The sequence below is a fragment of the Acidovorax sp. SUPP950 genome (assembly GCF_030158935.1).
Lineage (GTDB): Bacteria > Pseudomonadota > Gammaproteobacteria > Burkholderiales > Burkholderiaceae_C > Paracidovorax.
Genome location: NZ_BQXE01000003.1, coordinates 134,529 through 152,970 on the forward strand (window position 1 = coordinate 134,529; position 18,442 = coordinate 152,970).

The 18,442-nt window shown below is 69.4% G+C and carries 17 protein-coding genes; 8 read left to right on the plus strand and 9 right to left on the minus strand.

The annotated features are described in order from the left end of the window. Nucleotides 1-41: 41 nt before the first annotated feature. From urtE to urtA, 5 genes are all read right to left on the minus strand, one after another. Nucleotides 42-731: an urea ABC transporter ATP-binding subunit UrtE gene (gene urtE, locus AVME950_RS14410; protein WP_284405725.1), complete on the minus strand. Its 690-nt coding sequence runs from the start codon at nt 729-731 to the stop codon at nt 42-44. A gap of 51 nt (nt 732-782) precedes the next feature. Continuing rightward, nucleotides 783-1,526: an urea ABC transporter ATP-binding protein UrtD gene (urtD, locus tag AVME950_RS14415; protein ID WP_284410467.1), complete on the minus strand. Its 744-nt coding sequence runs from the start codon at nt 1,524-1,526 to the stop codon at nt 783-785. 24 nt (nt 1,527-1,550) lie between these two features. Continuing rightward, nucleotides 1,551-2,753: an urea ABC transporter permease subunit UrtC gene (gene urtC, locus AVME950_RS14420; RefSeq protein ID WP_284430338.1), complete on the minus strand. Its 1,203-nt coding sequence runs from the start codon at nt 2,751-2,753 to the stop codon at nt 1,551-1,553. A 49-nt stretch (nt 2,754-2,802) separates the two neighbouring features. Further along, complete coding sequence (gene urtB / locus AVME950_RS14425; RefSeq protein ID WP_284394685.1) at nt 2,803-3,717, minus strand: urea ABC transporter permease subunit UrtB; 915 nt, start codon at nt 3,715-3,717, stop codon at nt 2,803-2,805. A gap of 204 nt (nt 3,718-3,921) precedes the next feature. After that, nucleotides 3,922-5,187 (minus strand): urea ABC transporter substrate-binding protein, encoded by a 1,266-nt coding sequence (urtA, locus tag AVME950_RS14430; protein WP_272549824.1) that lies wholly within the window; start codon nt 5,185-5,187, stop codon nt 3,922-3,924. Nucleotides 5,188-5,360: 173 nt separating this feature from the next. On the opposite strand from urtA, the gene AVME950_RS14435 reads away from it, so the two are divergent. After that, on the plus strand, nt 5,361-8,798 hold the full coding sequence (locus AVME950_RS14435) for a hybrid sensor histidine kinase/response regulator (protein WP_284430339.1): 3,438 nt from the start codon (nt 5,361-5,363) through the stop codon (nt 8,796-8,798). Beyond that, entirely contained in the window at nt 8,782-9,699 is a 918-nt protein-coding gene (locus AVME950_RS14440) for a response regulator transcription factor (protein ID WP_284430340.1), read from the plus strand. Before AVME950_RS14435 ends, AVME950_RS14440 begins: the two co-directional genes overlap by 17 nt. A gap of 13 nt (nt 9,700-9,712) precedes the next feature. Here the strand turns inward: AVME950_RS14440 and AVME950_RS14445 are convergent, their stop codons facing one another. Together AVME950_RS14445 and AVME950_RS14450 are read right to left on the minus strand one after the other, a co-directional pair. Beyond that, nucleotides 9,713-10,243, minus strand: a complete 531-nt coding sequence (locus tag AVME950_RS14445) for a GNAT family N-acetyltransferase (protein WP_284430341.1) — start codon at nt 10,241-10,243, stop codon at nt 9,713-9,715. 150 nt (nt 10,244-10,393) lie between these two features. Further along, nucleotides 10,394-11,305, minus strand: coding sequence for a LysR family transcriptional regulator (locus tag AVME950_RS14450; protein WP_284430342.1), 912 nt, complete (start codon nt 11,303-11,305; stop codon nt 10,394-10,396). Nucleotides 11,306-11,431: 126 nt separating this feature from the next. Between AVME950_RS14450 and AVME950_RS14455 the strand changes: the two genes are divergently transcribed. The 3 genes from AVME950_RS14455 (at nt 11,432) to AVME950_RS14465 (ending at nt 13,544) form a co-directional block, all read left to right on the plus strand. Beyond that, complete coding sequence (locus tag AVME950_RS14455) at nt 11,432-11,872, plus strand: DoxX family protein (RefSeq protein WP_284394691.1); 441 nt, start codon at nt 11,432-11,434, stop codon at nt 11,870-11,872. Nucleotides 11,873-11,943: 71 nt separating this feature from the next. Further along, entirely contained in the window at nt 11,944-12,768 is an 825-nt protein-coding gene (locus AVME950_RS14460; protein WP_284430343.1) for a DODA-type extradiol aromatic ring-opening family dioxygenase, read from the plus strand. Between the two features lie 77 nt (nt 12,769-12,845). Further along, a complete protein-coding gene (locus AVME950_RS14465) occupies nt 12,846-13,544 on the plus strand; it encodes a hypothetical protein (RefSeq protein ID WP_284430344.1) in 699 nt (232 codons plus the stop codon). A gap of 1 nt (nt 13,545) precedes the next feature. Here AVME950_RS14465 and AVME950_RS14470 read toward each other — a convergent pair whose 3' ends face one another. Further along, nucleotides 13,546-14,022: a PACE efflux transporter gene (locus AVME950_RS14470; RefSeq protein ID WP_284430706.1), complete on the minus strand. Its 477-nt coding sequence runs from the start codon at nt 14,020-14,022 to the stop codon at nt 13,546-13,548. A 117-nt stretch (nt 14,023-14,139) separates the two neighbouring features. Here AVME950_RS14470 and AVME950_RS14475 point away from each other — a divergent pair, with 117 nt between their 5' ends. After that, nucleotides 14,140-15,087 carry a LysR family transcriptional regulator gene (locus tag AVME950_RS14475; RefSeq protein ID WP_284405712.1) on the plus strand — a complete coding sequence of 316 codons (948 nt, stop codon included), beginning with the start codon at nt 14,140-14,142 and terminating at the stop codon, nt 15,085-15,087. 60 nt (nt 15,088-15,147) lie between these two features. On the opposite strand, the gene AVME950_RS14480 is transcribed toward AVME950_RS14475, so the two are convergent. Continuing rightward, nucleotides 15,148-15,966, minus strand: coding sequence for a fumarylacetoacetate hydrolase family protein (locus AVME950_RS14480; protein WP_284430345.1), 819 nt, complete (start codon nt 15,964-15,966; stop codon nt 15,148-15,150). 85 nt (nt 15,967-16,051) lie between these two features. Here AVME950_RS14480 and AVME950_RS14485 point away from each other — a divergent pair, with 85 nt between their 5' ends. Next, nucleotides 16,052-16,966: a PPK2 family polyphosphate kinase gene (locus AVME950_RS14485; RefSeq protein ID WP_284430346.1), complete on the plus strand. Its 915-nt coding sequence runs from the start codon at nt 16,052-16,054 to the stop codon at nt 16,964-16,966. 166 nt (nt 16,967-17,132) lie between these two features. Next, a complete protein-coding gene (locus AVME950_RS14490; protein ID WP_284430347.1) occupies nt 17,133-18,434 on the plus strand; it encodes a Glu/Leu/Phe/Val family dehydrogenase in 1,302 nt (433 codons plus the stop codon). The last annotated feature ends 8 nt before the right edge of the window (nt 18,435-18,442 follow it).

Here is an 18,442-nt window from a genome sequence, read left to right on the forward strand (position 1 = left end):
GAGAGGGGAGGAACGAAAAATCCGTCGCGGACCGTGGCCGTTCACACGGACAGGTAGGCCTTGATGCGCTGCTGGTCGGTGTCAGCGCGGGCGGTTTCATGCACCAGGCGGCCACCTTCGATCACGAACAGGCGGTCGGCCACGTCCATGGCGAACGAGAGCACCTGCTCGCTCACCACGATGGTGATCTGGCGCAGCTTGCGGATCTCGTTGAGGGCGCGGGCGATGTCTTTGATGATCGAAGGCTGGATGCCCTCGGTGGGCTCGTCCAGCAGCAGCACCTTGGGATCGGTCACCAGCGCACGGGCGATGGCCAGCTGCTGCTGCTGCCCGCCCGAAAGATTGCCGCCCTTGCGACGGCGCATGTCCCACAGCACGGGGAACAGCGCATAGATCTCTTCGGGGATCTGGCGGGTCTTCGAGTTCTCCAGGCCGGTCTGGATGTTCTCCTCCACCGTCAGCGTGGGGAAGATCATGCGGCCCTGCGGCACGTAGGCGATGCCTTTGGCCACGCGCCGAAAGCTCTCGTCCCGCGTCACCTCCTGGCCGGCCACGGTGATGCAGCCGCTCTTGACCGGCATCACGCCCATCAGGCTCTTGAACAGCGTGGTCTTGCCCATGCCGTTGCGGCCCATGATGGCCACGGTTTCGTTGGCGCGGCCCTCGAACGAGATGCCGTGCAGCGCTTCGCTCTGCCCATAGGCGACGTGCAGGTCTGTGACTTTCAGCATGGATTGAGGCTCCAGAAAACTCAAGGCGTGGGCAAAGGGCAGCGGCGCGTCTCAGTGGCCGAGGTACACGTCGATCACCTTGGGGTCGTTCTGGACCTTGTCCATCGACCCTTCGGCCAGGATCTTTCCCTGGTGCATCACGGTGACCTTGTGCGCGATGCGCTTGACGAACTCCATGTCGTGCTCGATCACGATCACCGCGCGGTTCCTGCAGATGCGCTGCAGCAGCTCGGCCGTGAGCTCGCGCTCGCGCGCGCTCATGCCGGCGATGGGCTCGTCCAGCATCAGCAGCTCGGGCTCCTGCATCAGCAGCATGCCGATCTCCAGCCATTGCTTCTGGCCGTGCGAGAGCAGGCCGGCCTCGGTGGCGAGCAGCCCGCCCAGGCCAATGTCGTCGGCCACGTCCTGCACCCGCTCCTTCACCGCGCTGGTGCAGCGAAAGGCCAGCGCGCCGAACACGGTGCGCCCGGTGGGATAGGACACCTCCAGATTCTGGAAGACCGACAGGTTCTCGTAGATGGACGGCGTCTGGAACTTGCGGCCGATGCCCAGCCGCACGCGCTTGTGCTCGGCCATGCGCGTCAGCTCCTCGTTCTTGAACTTGATGCTGCCGCTGGTGGCGCGCGTCTTGCCGCAGATCAGGTCCAGCAGCGTGGTCTTGCCCGCGCCGTTGGGGCCGATGATCACGCGCAGCTCGTTCCTGTCGACGTACAGCGTGAGGGTGTCGATGGCCTTGAAGCCGTCGAACGAGACGGTCAGGTCTTCCACGGCCAGGGCGAAGTCGGTGTTGCTCATGGGAGGTGCTCCGGTTGCGTGCGCTCAGGCGCTCTGGCGGCGGGTGCCTTCGGGCAGGCCGGGCTCGCGTGCCGCCGGCTCGGTGTCCACCGCGGCACTGCGTGCCGCGGCGGCCTGCGGCGCGGGCACCGCCGCTTGGCGCAGGGCCTCGCGGCGGCCCTTCCACCAGGGCACGATGCGGCTTTCCCACAGGCCGGCCAGCCCCAGCGGGAAGGCCATGGTCACGCCAATGAACAGCCCCGCCATGAGGAACAGCCACAGGTCGGGAAAGCTTTCCGAGAAGTACGTCTTGCCCGCGTTCACCAGCAGCGTGCCGTACACCGCGCCCACCAGGCTCATGCGCCCCCCCACGGCGGCGTAGATCACCATCTCGATGGATGGCACGATGCCCACGAAGCTGGGCGACATGAAACCCACCTGCAGCGTGAACAGCGCACCGCCGATGCCGGAGAGCGCCGCCGCCAGGCAGAAGGTGAAGACCTTGAAATTGGCCACGTCGTAGCCCGAGAAGCGCACGCGGTCTTCCTTGTCGCGCATGGCCAGCAGCAGCGTGCCCAGCTTGCTGGTCTGGATGAAGCGGCACAGCACGATGGACAGCACCAAAAGTGCCACGCACACGTAGTACAGGATGTACTTGGCGCTGTCGGTGCGCGTGTCCCATCCCCAAAGGGTTTTCAGGTCGGTCATGCCATTCACGCCGCCCGTGTAGCCCTGCTGACCGATGATGAGCACCGTGCAGATCAGCGCCACCGCCTGCGTGATGATGGCGAAGTAGACCCCGCCCACGCGGCGCTTGAACATGGCGAAGCTCACGATCCAGGCCAGCAGCGTGGGCACCACGATCACGGCCGCCAGCGCGAACGGCAGGCTCTTGAAAGGCACCCAGAAGGCGGGCAGCTCGGTGATCTGGTTCCAGTCCATGAAGTCGGGGATGCCGGGCGTGGACTGGATCCTGGTGCTCACGGGGTCGGAGGCTTCGAGCTTGAGGAACATCGCCATGGCATAGCCGCCCAGACCGAAGAACACGCCCTGCCCCAGGCTGAGCACGCCGCCATAGCCCCACACCATCACCAGGCCGATGGCCACGAAGGCATACGTGAGGTATTTGCCCACGAGGTTCAGCCGGAAGATGTCCAGGGCGAGCGGCAGCACCACGGCCAGCAGCACCGTGAGCAGCACCAGGCTGGCCAACTGGTAGCGCAGGATCCAGGCTTTGAGGGCATTCATGGGACGACTCCGGTGGGTGCAGGGTGGGGGCAAAGCAGTGGGCGCGCGCTCAGCGGCGCACCTTCGAGGCGAACAGGCCCTGCGGCCGCACCATCAGGATCAGCACGATCAGCGACAGCGTGATCACCTTGGCCATGGAGCCGGCCAGGAAGAACTCGGTGATCGACTGCGTCTGCGCGATGCCGAAGGCCGACACCACCGTGCCCAGCAGGCTCGCCGCGCCGCCGAAGGTGACGACGAGGAACGCATCGACGATGTAAAGCGAGCCCGAGGTGGGCCCCGTGGAGCCGATGGTGGTGAACGCGGCGCCCGCCACCCCCGCGATACCGCAACCGATGGCGAAGGTGAGTCGGTCGGTCTTCTTCGTATCGATGCCGATGGCGTTGGCCATCACCCGGTTGCTGACCGTGGCGCGGACACGCAGGCCCCAGCGGCTCCTGTGCAGCGCGAGCAGCACGCCCGCCGTCACCACCAGCGTGAGCGCCAGCACGAACAGGCCGTTGATGGGAATGTCCAGCCCCTCGGCGGGCGCCCACGATCCGAGCAGCCAGTCAGGCAGGGTCGGGCTCACTTCCTTGGGGCCGATGAAGGTGCGAAAGCACTGCTGCAGCCCCAGGCTGATGCCCCAGGTGGCGAGCAGGGTGTCGAGTGGGCGCTTGTACAGGTGGCGGATCAGGCCCCACTCCACCAGCCAGCCCGCGATGAACGCGAAGCCGAAGGCTGCGGCGATGGCCAGCGGGAAATAGAACGGCATCCACTGCGGCGCGTGCGTGGACGCGAGCGTGGAGCCCAGGTAGATGGTGTAGGCGCCGATGGTCATGAACTCGCCGTGCGCCATGTTGATGACGCCCATCTGGCCGAAGATGATCGCCAGCCCCAGGCCCATGAGCAGCAGCACGGCGAACAGGCTCAGGCCGGCGAAGCCCTGCATCAGGCCGATGTTCATCATTTCGGAAAAGGTCATGGTGCAGCTCCTGCGTGCAAGCCCATCAAAGGAAAAAACCCGATGCGGCAGTGCCGCCCTCACAACGGTCCGCACCAGGTGCGGGACTGACGACCGGCGCGGCCTCATGCCGGGGACACCGAGGAAGGGTCGCCCCGCACCGAAGGTGTCGTCCCCTCCCGCGCAGCGAGAGAGGGGGAAGGCGCGCAGCGCCTCAGGGGGTGGTCACTGGTATCCCTTGGGGAAGGGATCGGGCTTGATGAGTTCGGGCGATTCGGCCACCACCTTGAACGTGGCGTCCGGCAGTCCCTGCGCGATGCGCGACTTGCTCCACAGGTGGTGGTTGGCGTCCACCTTCACGTAGCCCTCGGGCGCGGTCTTGAGTTCGATGCCCGGCGATGCGGCCACCACCTTGTCCACGTCGAAGCTCTTGGCCTTCTCGACCGCGGCCTTCCACAGCCAGGGGCCCAGGTAGCCCGCCTGCGTGACGTCGCCGATCACCGCATTGGGGCCGTACTTGGCCTTGAAGGCAGCCACGAACTTCTTGTTGTTCTCGTTGTCCAGCGACTGGAAATACTTCATCGACGAATAGAAGCCCGCGAAGTTCTCGCCGCCCACGCCGGTCATCTCGTCCTCGGTGACCGACAGCGTCACCAACAGTTGCTTGTCGCCCGTGATGCCCGCCGCCTTGAGCGCCTTGTAGAACGCCACGTTGGAGCCGCCCACGACGGCGACGAACAGGCAGTCGGGCTTTTGCACCTTGATCTTGTTCATGAGCGAGCCGAAGTTGGTGCTGCCCAGCGGGTAGTACTCCTCGCCCACGACCTTGCCCTTCTGGAAGTTCTCCACGTGCTTGCGTGCGATCTTCATCGAGGTGCGCGGCCAGATGTAGTCCGAGCCGATCAGGAAGAAGGTCTTGGCCTTCTTCTCGGTCTTGGCCCATTCCAGGCTGTACAGGATCTGCTGCGTGGCCTCCTGGCCGGTGTAGATCACGTTCTTGGACTGCTCCAGGCCCTCGTAGAACGTGGGGTAGTACAGCAGGCCGTTCTCCTTCTCGAACACGGGCAGCACGGCCTTGCGCGATGCGCTGGTCCAGCAGCCGAACACGGCGGCGCAGTGGTCGTTGATGAGCAGCTTCTTGGACTTTTCGGCGAAGGTGGGCCAGTCGGAGGCGCCATCTTCCTTGATGACCTTGATCTTGCGGCCCAGCACGCCGCCCATGGCGTTGATCTGGTCGATGGCGAGCTGCTCGGCCTGGATCGATCCCGTCTCCGAGATGGCCATGGTGCCGGTCGCCGAATGCAGCTGGCCCACGGTGACCTCGGTGTCCGTCACCGCCAGCTTGGTGGTGTTGACCTGCGCCGTGGGCTGCGCGAAGGACCATGCGGGCAGACCCGCCACCGAGGCGGCCCCCATGGCCTGCAGCAGCCGGCGGCGGCCCGCATCCGCGGCCAGGAGGGGGGAGACATTCGGATCGAGGGGGTGCTTCATGGGAGCGCTCCTTGCAACAGGCAATACGGGGTGGTTGGACGGCGTCGGTGGTTCCGCGCTGGGGCCAAGATTAGGGACAACCCTGCTGCGCGCCCATACGTCAATTGACGTAGCCGCCCACCCGGCCCCGGCGCAAGGCGCGGACAAGAACGTTTCTTGCATGCAGGCCCGGCATGGCCCCGATCGCACCGCCCACCCCCCAGACCGCGCCGCAGACCATTTTTCGGTTCCGCCGCGAATACAACGCCTGGGTGGCCGACGAGACGATGGAGGACTACGCGCTGCGCTACACGCCCAAGGGCTTTCGGCGCTGGAGCGAATGGCGCGTGGCCAACACGGCGTTCGGCTCGCTGTCGTTCCTGGCGCTCGAAGCCATCGGCGGCGCCATTGCGCTCAACTACGGCTTCGCCAATGCGATGTGGGCCATCCTGGCGGTGGGCGTGCTGATCTTTCTCACCGGCCTGCCGATCGCCTACTGCGCGGCGCGCTACGGGCTGGACATGGACCTGCTCACGCGCGGCGCGGGCTTCGGCTACCTGGGCTCCACCATCACCTCGCTGATCTACGCGGTGTTCACCTTCATCTTCTTCGCGCTGGAGGCCGCCATCATGGCGCTGGCACTGCAGATGGTGGTGGACTGGCCGCTGCAGTGGTGCTATGTGCTGTCGTCCCTCGTGATCCTGCCGCTGGCCATGCGCGGCATCACGCTCATCTCCCGGCTGCAGGCGTGGACGCAGCCGCTGTGGCTCTTCCTGCTGCTGCTGCCCTTCGTGTGGATCGCGCTCGCGCAGCCGCAGCTGTACCGCGACTTCGCGGGGCTGTCGGGCCTCAAGAGCGGCAGCAGCCAGTTCGATCCGCTCATGTTCGGTGCCGCGGCGGCAGTGATCTTCTCCCTGGTGGTGCAGATCGGCGAGCAGGTGGACATCCTGCGCTTTCTGCCCGAGCGCACCGCCGCCAACCGCTGGCGCTGGTGGGGCGCGGTGCTGGTGGCCGGCCCGGGCTGGATCGTGATGGGCATGCTCAAGATGGCGGGCGGCGCGTTCCTCGCCTTCGCCGCGCTGCAGTTCGAGGTGGGAACGCACCGCGCGGCCGAGCCCACGCAGATGTTCCTGGCCGGCTTTCAGCAGGTCATGCAGGCGCTGGGGCTGCCGGGCCTGGCCGTGGCGGTCACGGTGGTGTTCGTGGTGGTCTCGCAGGTGAAGATCAACGTGACCAATGCCTACGCGGGCTCGCTCGCCTGGTCCAATTTCTTCGCCCGCATCACGCGCAGCCACCCGGGACGCGTGGTGTGGCTGGTGTTCAACGTGGGCATCGCCACGCTGCTGATGACGCTGGGCGTTTTCGGCGCGCTGGAGAAGGTGCTGGCCGTGTACAGCAACGTGGCCATCGCCTGGGTGGGCGCGCTGGTGGCCGATCTCGTCATCAACAAGCCGCTGGGCCTGTCGCCCCGGGGCATCGAGTTCCGGCGGGCGCACCTGTATGACTTCAACCCGGTGGGCCTGGGGGCCATGGTGCTGGCCGCCGCCGTGGCCTGCTGCGCCTACGCCGGCCTGCTGGGCGACCATGCGGCCGCGTTCTCTCCCTTCATCGCGCTGGCGCTGTCGATGGCGCTGTCGCCGCTGCTGGCCTGGGCCACCGGCGGGCGCTACTACCTGGCCCGCATGCCGGACACGCTGTGGAAGCCCGGCGAGTCCGTGCGCTGCGCCGTGTGCGAGAACCCGTTCGAGTCCGAGGACATGGCCCGCTGCCCGGCCTACGGCGCGCCCATCTGCTCGTTGTGCTGCTCGCTCGAATCGCGCTGCCACGACCGCTGCAAGACCGGCTCGCGCGCGGCCGACCAGTTGCGCGCGGTGGCCGCGCTGCTGCTGCCGCGCACCTGGGCGGCCCGGGTGAACTTCCGCCTCGGCCAGTACCTGATGGTGCTGGTGTCGCTGTGCGCGGTGATGGCGTTCCTGGTGGGCGTGGTCTATGTGCAGGAGGGGCTGGAGACACCGGCCCAGTTCCTGCGCACCTCGTTCCTGAAGGTGTTCGCCCTGCTGTCCCTGCTGGCGGCCGTGTGCGCCTGGTGGGTGGTGCTCAGCACCGACAGCCGGCGCATGGCGCAGGACGAGTCCGAGCGGCAGACGCTGCTGCTGCTGCAGGAGATCGAAGCCCATAAGCGCACCGATGCCGAGCTGCAGGCCGCCAAGGACCGGGCCGAATCCGCCAGCATGGCCAAGACGCGCTACGTGGCCGGCATGACGCACGAGCTGCGCTCGCCGCTCAACAGCATCCTCGGCTACACGCAGATCCTGCTCAAGAACCCCGAGACCGACGGCTGGATGCGCGAGACGCTGTCCACCATGCAGCACAGCGGCCAGCACATGCACGCGCTGATCGACGGCTCGCTCGAACTGGCCCGCATCGAGGCGGGCCGGCTGCGGCTGGACCTGGCGCCGCTGCCGCTGGCCGAGCTGATCCGCAACGTCGAAGGCATGCTGCGCCCGCAGGCCGAGGCCCGGGGCCTGGCCTTCGTGGTGGAGACGCTGGGCACCGTGCCGGACTGGATCCGGGCCGATGGAAAGCGGCTGCGCCAGATCCTCATCAACCTGCTGTCCAACGCCGTGCGCTTCACCCAGCAGGGCGAGGTGCGGCTGCGCCTGGACTTTCGCCCGCACGTCTCGCGCATCGAGGTGATCGACACCGGCATCGGCATCGAGCCGCAGGACCTGGAGCGCATCTTCCTGCCGTTCGAGCGCGGCAGCGCCGGGCGCCGCGCGAGCGAGGCGGGCACGGGCCTGGGCCTCACCATCACGCACCTGCTCACCGAACTCATGGGGGGCCAGCTCACCGTGACCAGCCGGCACGGGCAGGGCAGCACCTTCACCGTGCGGCTGTACCTGCCCGGCATCTCCCCCGACCCGGCCTGGCGCCCCACGCACGCCGTGGCCCTGCGGCCCGTCATCGGCCACATCGCGCCGCGCCGCACGCTGCTGGTGGTGGACGACCAGCCGCTGCAGCGCCAGCTGCTGGCCGGGTTGCTGGTGCCGCTGGGGTTCACCGTGCGCGAGGCCGCCAGCGGCCGCGAATGCCTGGAGATCGTGCGGCAGGCGCCTCCCGACCTCGTGCTGCTGGACATCACCATGGACGACCTCGACGGCTGGCAGACGGCCGCCCTGCTGCGGGCGCTGCGCCCGGCGGCGGCGCTGCCGATCGTCTTCGTCTCGGCCAACCAGTTCGACAACGAGCCCGCGCGGCTGGCCGCCGCCCAGTGCCAGGGTTTCGTGGGCAAGCCCATCATCGAATCGGAACTGCTGCAGGCCCTGCAGGCGGCGCTGCAGCTGGAGTGGGTGCACGACAACACGCCGGCCAAGGCCCCTGCCTCGCAGGGCTCGCCACCCGCCAGCCCCGCGCCGCCGCCCCACACCCTGCCCGCCGACCTGCGCGAAGACCTGAACCGCCTGGCGCGGCAGGGCCAGGCCGCCGCCGTGCGCGAGCGGCTGCGCAGCGCACGCGACGGTCTGCCCGGCCATGCCGCCGCGCTGGCGCAGCTGCAGGCCTGCGCGGACCGCTTCGACTTCGACGCCCTGGCCCACCTTCTGCGAGAACCCGAACATGACGAACTCCCCTGACAGCGTGCAGGCCGCCGCCCCGCGCCGTGTCATCCTGGTGGTGGACGATGCGCTGGACACCCTGCGCATGCTGTGCGATGCGCTGGCAGGCGAAGGCTATGCCGTGCTGGCCGCGCGCGATGCCGACGAGGCCATCGAGCGCTTCGAGGTGACCGTGCCCGACGGCGTGCTGCTCGATGCGGTGATGCCGGGCACCGACGGCTTCGCGCTGTGCCGCCGCATCAAGGCCACGCCGCCGTGGGCGCACGTGCCCATCGTCTTCATGACCGGACTGTCGGAGACCGAGCAGATCCTGCGCGGCTTTGCCAGCGGCGGCGTGGACTATGTGGTCAAGCCCCTGCGCATTCCCGAGGTGATGGCCCGCCTGGCCACCCACGTGGCCAACGCGCAGGCCGCCCGGCTGGCGCGCGAGGCCGTGGACGTGGCGGGTCTGGGTGTGGTCGTGCTCGATGGCCAGGACCGCATCGCCTGGCGCTCGCCGCAGGCCACGCGCTGGCTGGAGGCCGCCTTCGGCGGGCACGGCGACGCCACTGCGGGCGACCCCGCGCGCTGGCTGGCGCAGGCCCAGCGGCAGGGCGAAGCCAGCACGCCCCTGCCCGGCGGCCTCCAGCTGCAGGCCCGTCACCTGGGCGCGAGCGGCCTGGCCGAGTCGATGCTGCTGCTCAGCCAGGGCCCGGCCGCAGGCGCCGCCGCGCCGCGGTTGCCGCCCGTGGCGCTTACCCCGCGAGAGACCGAGGTGCTGTCGTGGCTCGCCAAGGGCAAGACCAACCGCGACATCGCTGATATTTTGGGCATGAGCCCGCGCACGGTGAACAAGCACCTGGAGCACATCTTCGAAAAGCTGGGCGTGGAGACCCGCACCGCTGCGGCGGCGCTGGCGGGGCAGCTGCTGCAGGACTAGTGCCGCGCGAGGTTCAACCCTTCAAACGGCTGTAGATCAAGGCGTCGCGCGCCGAACCCTCTACCCATCGGTAGCCCCTCAGGCGGCCCTCGGGCTCGAACCCTGAACGTTCAAGCACCCGCACGGAGGCTTGGTTCCCGCTCAACACCGTCGCCTGTATGCGGTAGAGCCCCTGCGCCATCGCCCATGCCACGACGGCGCGGCACGCCGCCGTGGCAAAGCCCTGGCCCCAGGCATCAGGATGCAGGTCGTAGGCCACTTCGGCGCTTCGATGAGGGATCGAGATCGAGTGCAGACCCACGGACCCGAGGAGGATGTCATCCGTCGTGCGCGCAATGGCGAACCGGGTCTGGGCGCCTGCTCGGTGCACGTCCGTCGAATTCACGAATTCGGCAAGATCCTGCGTTCCCTGAGGGCGCCAACTGATCCCCTGGCGCACCGGGTCTTTTTGAAGGTAGTTCAGCCAGTGCGGAAGATCCGCCTCCTGGATGGCACGCAGGTGGGCATGCCCATGTTCGAGCGGTAGATCGAGATTCAGGTTCATATCCATGGGATTGGGTGCGCCACGGCATGCTGGTTCAGATGGCGCTATCGGCAGGCTCTGCCCGTCCATAGCGGCCGACATGGAGGGAGATGGCCTCCCATCGAATCGCGGCCATGGATGTGCAGGATGGGATCGGCCCCCCTTTAGAAATCATCGCCATTGCGCAGGGTCGGCTTCACCCAACCGCTCCGCCAGGAAATCAATGAAGCTGCGCAGCTTGAGCGGCATCTGTCGCCGGCTGGCATAGACGGCATACAGCGTGCCCACGAACTCCGCATCGCCCGGCAACTGCACCAGCCGCCCGCTGGCCAGGTCGTCGTCCACCAGCCATGCGGGCAGGAAGGCCGCGCCCATGCCGGCCACCACGGCGTGGTAGCTCAGGGTGCTGTCACTGGACTTCATCACGGCGTCGATGTGCCGGTGCATGCCTTCCTGCAGGGCATTCTTGAGGCGCTCGAGCTGCACGTAATTGGGCATGACCATCGGGATGGGCCGGGGCGCGCCGGCCGAATCAACGCCCCCGTCGGGGCCGGGCTGGAAGCCGGGCGCCGCGACCAGATGGAACGCCATCTGGCACAGGGGCCGCGCGATCAGCTGGGGCGCGGGCTCGGCGGTCATGCGCAGCGCCACGTCGAACCCCTCCGAGACGAGGTCCACCATGCGGTTGTCCAGGTGCAGGTCCAGCCGCACCTCGGGGCATGCCCGGCGGTAGTCGGCCAGCAGCCGGGCAAAGCGCGGGGTGGCACACCACACCGGGGCGCTGATGCGCAACTCGCCCCGCGGCCGGTTCTGCCCGTGGCCCACCGAGGCCGCGGCGGCGTCGAGCAGTTCCAGCGCCTGCCGGCCCTGCTCGTAGAACGCCGTGCCGGCCTCCGTCAGGCTCATGCTGCGGCTCGTGCGGTGCAGCAGGCGCGCGCCCAGCGTGCGTTCCAGCCGGGCGATGTGCTTGCTCACCATGGGCGGCGCCATGCCCAGGCGGTCCGCAGCGGCACTGAAGCTGCCGGCTTCGACGATCGCCTGGAACACGCGCAGGCCGGTCAGTTCCAGGTCTGCAGGGTTCATGGTTGCCAAAGAAGGAAAGGATGCCATCACTCTAACGCCATCGATTTCCTTTGGGGGAAATCTTAAATTGCGTCCAGTCCCATTCCTTTTCATCGCCACGCGCTGTGGCCCCTTTGGAGAACCGCCATGCCCGCCACCCCGTATTCGCCCACCGCCGCCACCCCGTCCGCGGGCCGGGCGCTGCGCATCGGCCTCTGGATCGCCCAGGTGCTGGTCGCCGCGGTGTTCTGCGCCTCGGGCGTCGTGAAGCTGACCACGCCCATTCCCGAACTGAGCGCGATGATGCCGTGGACGGGGCAGTACCCCGTCGCCTTCGTGCGGGCCATCGGGCTGATCGACATCGCGGGCGGCCTGGGCATCCTGCTGCCCGCGCTGACGCGCATCCTGCCCCGGCTCACCGTGCTGGCGGCCCTGTGCTGCGTGGTGCTGCAGGGGCTCGCCATCGCCTTTCACCTGAGCCGGGGCGAGGCGATGGTGGTGCCGCTCAACCTCGTGCTGCTGGCGCTGTGCACCTTCGTGCTGTGGGGCCGCGCCCGGCGCGCGCCGATCCGCCCGCGCGGCGCCTGACACCCTCGCTGGCGCCTTTCGCCCTCGACCGCCCCACCCACCCCCACGGACCACCCCCACGGACCACCGCCATGCACCCGCCCTCCACCCCCCTGCCCACCTATTTCCTGTCGCACGGCGGCGGCCCCTGGCCGTACGTGCCCGAGATGCGCCGCACCATGCGCGCGCTCGAGCAATCGCTGCAGGACATCCCGCGCCAGATCGCCACCCGCCCGCAGGCCGTGCTGGTGGTGTCCGGCCACTGGGAGGACGAGGCCTTCGCCGTGATGGCCAGCCCCCGGCCGCCGATGGTGTACGACTACTACGGCTTTCCGCCCCACACCTACGAGGTGCGCTACCCGGCGCCGGGCGCGCCGGCCCTGGCGCAGCGGATCGCGGCCCTCATCGGGGCCGCCGGCCTGCCCAGCCGGCTCGATGCGGAGCGGGGCTTCGACCACGGCACCTTCGCGCCGCTGCAGGTGATGTACCCGGCCGCCGACGTGCCGGTGATCCAGGTGTCGCTGCAGCGCGATCTGGACCCGGCCCAGCACCTGGCGCTCGGCCGCGCGCTGGCGCCGCTGCGCCATGAAGGCGTGCTGATCGTCGGCAGCGGGCTGAGCTACCACAACCTGCGCCGCTTCGGCGAGGCCGGGCGGGCGCCTTCGGTGGCGTTCGACCAATGGCTGCAGGATGCGCTGGTGCACGCGGATCCGGCCGACCGGCCCGCGCGGCTGATGGGCTGGGAAAGCGCGCCGGCCGCCCGCATCGCCCACCCGCGCGAGGACCACCTGATTCCGCTCATGGTCGCGGCTGGCGCGGCCGAGGCCGAACGGGCCGACTGCGTGTACCACGAGGAAGGCGTGTACGGCGGCGTGACGGCGTCGAGCTTTCGCTTCGGCGCCGGCGCGGCGCACTGAAACGCCCGGCAACGCCTGGCCCGGGCGCTTCGGGCATCATGGGCAGCCTCTTTCACTGCACGCCGCCGCGCCACGCCATGAAGCCCCTTCCCGCCCCTGCACGCCTGTCCCCGCTCTTCGTGGCGGCCACCCTGATCCTGGGCGCCGGCGCGGCCACGGCCCAGACGGCCCCGGCCGCAGCGCCCACGGCGGCATCCCCCGCCGCAGCACCCGCCCAGACCGTGCGCCTGCGCGGCACCATCGAAGCCGCCACGCCCACTTCGCTCACCGTCAAGGAACGCGGCGGGCAGACGGTCACGCTGGCGCTTTCGCCCACGCTGGTGGTGCAGGAGGTCTATCCGATCGCGCTGGCGGACATCCAGCCGGGCAGCTTCATCGGCACGGCCGCGCTGCCCCAGGTGGACGGCACCCAGCGCGCCATCGCCGTCACGGTGTTCCCCGAATCCGCGCGCGGGGCCGGCGAGGGCCACCGCCCGTTCGACCTGCAGCCCCAGAGCACCATGACCAACGCCACCGTGGCCGACGTGGCAGGCGTGGCAGGCGTGTCCGATGCCGCCGGCGGGGCCGCCAAGGGCCGCACGCTGAAGCTCACCTACCAGGGTGGCGAGAAGACCGTCATCGTGCCGCCCGGCGCGCCGGTGGTGACCTTCCGCGGCGGCGACCGCAGCCTGCTGGTGCCGGGCGCCAGCGTGTCGCTCACCGCGCAGGAGGTGAACGGCACCCCCACGGCCACGCGCATCAACGCCGGGCGCAACGGCTTCGCGCTGCCTTACTGAATCACTGAATCACGGTCTGGGGGGTGGCCTTCGTGGTGGCCTGAACGCCGGACGGTCCCGCCTGGGCCGATGCCGGCAGGCCGAAGATGCGGTCGAAGCCCCAGTTGAAGACGAAGGTGTAGCAAAGAAAGAAGGCGATCAGCCCCAGGTCCATCACGAAGGCCTGCCACAGGCTGACCTTGAACCACCAGGCGAACAGCGGCACCAGGGTGAAGACCAGGCCGCCCTCGAACCCGATGGCATGGGCGATGCGGCGCGCCGTGCTGCGCCCGCGCACCGGCTGGCGCGCCTCCCAGCGCTCGAACGCCCAGTTGAACACGAGGTTCCACACCACCGCGATGGCCGAGGCCGCCACGGCGACCACGCCCGAATGCCCCGGCCCCTGCCCCGTGAGCCACGCCAGCGCCGCCGTGGCGGCCACGATGGCGATGAGCTCGTACAGGGTGACGTAGAGCACGCGGCGCGGCAGGCCTTGCAGGCCGGTGGGGCGGTGGGTAGCGGGGGCGGTGTGCGTGGACATGGGGCCACTGTATGTGTGCCAGGCTGATACATAAAGTCAGCTTGTTTCAGTTTTATTGATAGATACTCCGGCCCCATGGCGTTCTCTTCCGACAGCGTGCAGGTGTTTCTGGCCGTGCTGGACCAGGGCTCGTTCTCGGCCGCGGCGCGGGCGCTGTCGCGCGTGCCCTCGGCCGTGAGCATGACCATCGCCCACCTCGAAGCCGAGCTGGCCGTGCCGCTGTTCGACCGCACCGGCCGCGAGCCCCGCCCCACCGCCGCAGCCCGCGCGCTGGAGCCCCAGGCGCGGCTGCTGGCGGCGCAGCTCAAGCAGTTGAATGCGCAGGCGCTGGCGCTCACCCAGGGGCTGGAGGAGCGCCTGACCCTGGCCATCGCGCCCGAGCTGCTGGCCGCCCACTGGCGCAGCCCGCTGGCGGCCCTGGCCGAGGAGCACCCGCTGCTGCAGGTCGAGGTGCTGGCCGCGCCGCAGGCCGATGCGCTGGCGCTGCTGCACGCCGGGCGCGCGCAGCTGGCGCTGGTGTTCGAGCGGCCCAGCATGGACGGGCGCGAGGGCTTCCAGGAGGTGGGCAGCGAAACCCTGGTCGCCGTGATGGCGCCGGGCCACCCCGTGCTGGCCGCCGCGCAGGCCGCGGCCGCGGAGCGCGGCGAGCCCCCGGACGCCGCCCTGCTGCGCGAGGAGCACCTGACCACCACGCGCCAGATCGTCGTGGCCAGCCGCGACCTGGCGCAGACCGATCCGCGCTTCGTGTTCGCGCGCCACCACTGGCGCACCGACAACCACCTGGCCGCGCTGGGCCTGATCGAGGCGGGCCTGGGCTGGGGCTGGCAGCCGCGCGCGCTGGTACAGCCGCGCATCGCGGCGGGCTCGCTGGTGGAGATGCCCTTCGAGAACCTGAGCAACGGCGTCGCGCTGTGGGTGGACGTGGTGTGGTCCAAGGAGCGCCCGCTGGGCCTGGGCGCGCGGCGCTTCGTGGAGCTGATCGACGGGCAGGCCGCGCGGCCTTTGAGCCAAAACCGGCCCTAGCGCATATTCCACTAGGGCATGTTGCTATTTATTTAATAGCACAACACTCCGAGGTACCGGCTACAGCTGCACGCTCGCGGTGCCGATGCCGTCGAACGCCACCTCCACCGCATCGCCCAGGCGGGCGTTCAGCCGACCGGCCCAGTTGCCGGTGGTGACCACCGTGCCGGCCGGCAGGGTGCCGAAGTGCTGCGTGGCATGGCGCAGCCACGCGGCCAGCAGCCAGGCGGGGTCGCCCAGCGAATGCGTGCCCTGGCGCTCCACCGCGTCCTGGCCCGTGATGCGCACCGTGCAGCGCTGCTGCGCCCAGTCGGGCGGCGCGCCGGCATCGAACGGCACCCAGTCGCCCAGCACCAGCGCGCCGTGCGACTGCTGGTCGGCCAGCGTGAGCAGGCCGGCCACCGCGCCGTCCTGGGCCCAGCGCGTTTCCACGATCTCGATCGACACGGCCATCGCGTCTACCAGGTGCGCGCCCTCGCCGTCGGCCAGCCGGGCCGCGGTGGCGGCATCCACCGCCTGGCCCAGCCGCAGGGCGATCTCGGCCTCGATGCCGCGCAGCGCGAACGGCCAGGCCTGCGCCTGGGCCGGATGGGCCCACACGCCCGCCTCGGGCAGCGGGGCGTGGGTGAGCACGGTCGCCCGGTCCGCGCCGCCGGACTTCCAGTACCGGGGCACGCCGGTGGACCACCAGCCCAGCGCCTGCGCCACGGCGCCCTGCACGGCATAGGCGGCATCGGCGTCCGGCAGGGCCGCCGCCAGCGGCTGCGCGTCGGCGGGCACGGCGGTGGCGCGCGCCTGCAGCAGGGCCTGGGCGACCGCGGCAACCCCGGCAACCGGAGGGGAGGAATCGGCGGAATTCACGGCGGGGTCGACAGACATGGAAGGGCTTTCTCGTTCAGGGCTCGGGCGATGATTGTGCGGCCCGCGCGACACTATGTACTTTCCCACCCCACCAGGACCCGCCATGGTTGCCAAAGCCCCCGCCCCCGCTCCCCTGCCCCCCGACGAGATCGCCCGGCGCCTGGCGCCATGGCAGCCCGGGCCGGCCCACGCGGAGCCGGCCGGCAAGGCCGCCAAGGCAGCGGCGAAAGAAGGTCCCCCGCCCACCCTGGACCTGGCCCGCTTCGACCCCGCGGCCAAGCCCTTCTCCCAGGGCGACAAGGCCAGCGACAAGGCGCGCGTGGAGGCCCTGGCCCTCGAACTGGACACCCTGCAGGACCTGCTGTACGCCGACAAGCGCTACAAGCTCCTGGTGATCCTGCAGGGCACCGACACCTCCGGCAAGGACGGCACGGTGCGCGGGGTGTTCGGCCGCATGAGCGCGCTGGGCGTGCACGCCGTGGGCTGGAAGGCGCCCACCGACACCGAGCGCGCCCACGACTACCTCTGGCGCATCCACCAGCAGGTGCCCGGCGCGGGCGAGCTGACCGTGTTCAACCGCAGCCACTACGAAGACGTGCTGGTGCCCGTGGTGAACGGCTGGATCACACCCGAGCAGCACCGCCAGCGGCTGGCGCACATCAACGACTTCGAACGCCTGCTGACCGAAACCGGCACCGTGGTGGTGAAGTTCATGCTGCACATCAGCCGGGACGAGCAGCGCAAGCGCCTGCAGGAGCGCCTGGACGACCCGGCCAAGCACTGGAAATTCGACCTGGGCGACATCGCCGCGCGCAAGCAGTGGGACGACTACCAGCGCGCCTACGCCACCCTGCTGGCCGCCACGCACACGCCGTGGGCCCCCTGGACCATCGTGCCTGCCGACTCCAAGACCCACCGCAACCTCATGATCGCCACCGTGCTGCGCGAGGTGCTGGGCCGGCTCGGCCTGCGCTACCCCGAAGGCGATCCCGCGCTGGCGGGCATCCAGGTGGAATGAGCCGCGCGACCGCCCGTCGGCCGGCCCTTGAAAAACGGCGTTGCGACCCGTTGCCCAGGTTATGCATTCGGCGCATAAACCTGTAACACTCCGGCCTTGGACAGTTGCCGGGGGCAGGCATAAGCTCCGTTGTCTGAACTGATCCCTCCTTCAAGGAAACCCCCTCATGTCGAACACCAACGGCACCCGCACCCAGCACGAACTGCCCTCCTACCTCCAGGCCGACGACCTCGGCCCGTGGGGCAACTACCTGCAGCAGGTGGACCGCGTCACGCCCTACCTGGGCAACCTGGCGCGCTGGGTGGAAACGCTCAAGCGCCCCAAGCGCATCCTGATCGTGGACGTGCCGATCGAGCTGGACAACGGCACCATCGCCCACTTCGAGGGCTACCGCGTGCAGCACAACCTGAGCCGCGGTCCCGGCAAGGGCGGCGTGCGCTTCCACCAGGACGTCACGCTGTCCGAAGTGATGGCCCTGTCGGCCTGGATGTCGGTCAAGAACGCGGCCGTGAACGTGCCCTACGGCGGTGCCAAGGGCGGCATCCGCGTCGATCCCAAGAAGCTGTCGCGCGGCGAACTGGAGCGCCTGACGCGCCGCTACACCAGCGAGATCGGCCTGCTCATCGGCCCTTCCAAGGACATCCCCGCCCCTGACGTGAACACCAACGGCCAGGTCATGGCCTGGATGATGGACACGTACTCCATGAACACCGGTGCCACCGCCACGGGCGTGGTCACCGGCAAGCCGGTGGACCTGGGCGGCTCGCTCGGCCGCGTCGAGGCCACCGGCCGCGGCGTGTTCACCGTGGGCGTGGAAGCCGCCAAGCTGACGGGCCTGCCGCTGGAAGGCGCACGCATCGCGGTGCAGGGCTTCGGCAACGTGGGCGGCATCGCCGGCAAGCTGTTCGCCGAAGCGGGCGCCAAGGTGGTGGCCGTGCAGGACCACACCGGCACCATCTTCCATCAGGGCGGCCTGGACGTGCCCGCCCTGCTGGAGCACGTCAAGAAGACGGGCGGCGTGGGCGGCTTCGGCGGCGCCGATGTGATCGCCAAGGAAGACTTCTGGGGCGTGGACTGCGAGATCCTCATCCCCGCCGCGCTGGAAGGCCAGATCACCAAGCACAACGCCGGCCAGATCAAGGCCAAGCTCGTGATCGAGGGCGCCAACGGCCCCACGACCACCGAGGCCGACGACATCCTGCACGACAAGGGCGTGCTGGTGCTGCCCGACGTGATCGCCAACGCCGGCGGCGTGACGGTGAGCTACTTCGAATGGGTGCAGGATTTCTCCAGCTTCTTCTGGAGCGAGGACGAGATCAACGCCCGCCTCGTGCGCATCATGCAGGAGGCCTTCGCCGGCATCTGGCACGTGGCGCAGGAACACAAGGTGAGCCTGCGCACGGCCACCTTCATCGTGGCGTGCCAGCGCATCCTGCACGCCCGCGAAATGCGCGGTCTGTACCCCTGACCCGCCCT

Coding starts and splice junctions, on each gene's coding strand:
- AVME950_RS14455 (WP_284394691.1), top strand. CDS start 11,432: ATGCCCGCCACCCCGTATTCGCCCACCGCCGCCACCCCGTCCGCGGGC.
- AVME950_RS14445 (WP_284430341.1), bottom strand. CDS start 10,243: ATGAACCTGAATCTCGATCTACCGCTCGAACATGGGCATGCCCACCTG.
- AVME950_RS14465 (WP_284430344.1), top strand. CDS start 12,846: ATGAAGCCCCTTCCCGCCCCTGCACGCCTGTCCCCGCTCTTCGTGGCG.
- AVME950_RS14485 (WP_284430346.1), top strand. CDS start 16,052: ATGGTTGCCAAAGCCCCCGCCCCCGCTCCCCTGCCCCCCGACGAGATC.
- AVME950_RS14440 (WP_284430340.1), top strand. CDS start 8,782: ATGACGAACTCCCCTGACAGCGTGCAGGCCGCCGCCCCGCGCCGTGTC.
- urtD (WP_284410467.1), bottom strand. CDS start 1,526: ATGAGCAACACCGACTTCGCCCTGGCCGTGGAAGACCTGACCGTCTCG.
- urtA (WP_272549824.1), bottom strand. CDS start 5,187: ATGAAGCACCCCCTCGATCCGAATGTCTCCCCCCTCCTGGCCGCGGAT.
- AVME950_RS14460 (WP_284430343.1), top strand. CDS start 11,944: ATGCACCCGCCCTCCACCCCCCTGCCCACCTATTTCCTGTCGCACGGC.
- AVME950_RS14435 (WP_284430339.1), top strand. CDS start 5,361: ATGGCCCCGATCGCACCGCCCACCCCCCAGACCGCGCCGCAGACCATT.
- AVME950_RS14480 (WP_284430345.1), bottom strand. CDS start 15,966: ATGTCTGTCGACCCCGCCGTGAATTCCGCCGATTCCTCCCCTCCGGTT.
- urtE (WP_284405725.1), bottom strand. CDS start 731: ATGCTGAAAGTCACAGACCTGCACGTCGCCTATGGGCAGAGCGAAGCG.
- AVME950_RS14475 (WP_284405712.1), top strand. CDS start 14,140: ATGGCGTTCTCTTCCGACAGCGTGCAGGTGTTTCTGGCCGTGCTGGAC.
- AVME950_RS14450 (WP_284430342.1), bottom strand. CDS start 11,305: ATGAACCCTGCAGACCTGGAACTGACCGGCCTGCGCGTGTTCCAGGCG.
- urtC (WP_284430338.1), bottom strand. CDS start 2,753: ATGAATGCCCTCAAAGCCTGGATCCTGCGCTACCAGTTGGCCAGCCTG.
- AVME950_RS14490 (WP_284430347.1), top strand. CDS start 17,133: ATGTCGAACACCAACGGCACCCGCACCCAGCACGAACTGCCCTCCTAC.
- urtB (WP_284394685.1), bottom strand. CDS start 3,717: ATGACCTTTTCCGAAATGATGAACATCGGCCTGATGCAGGGCTTCGCC.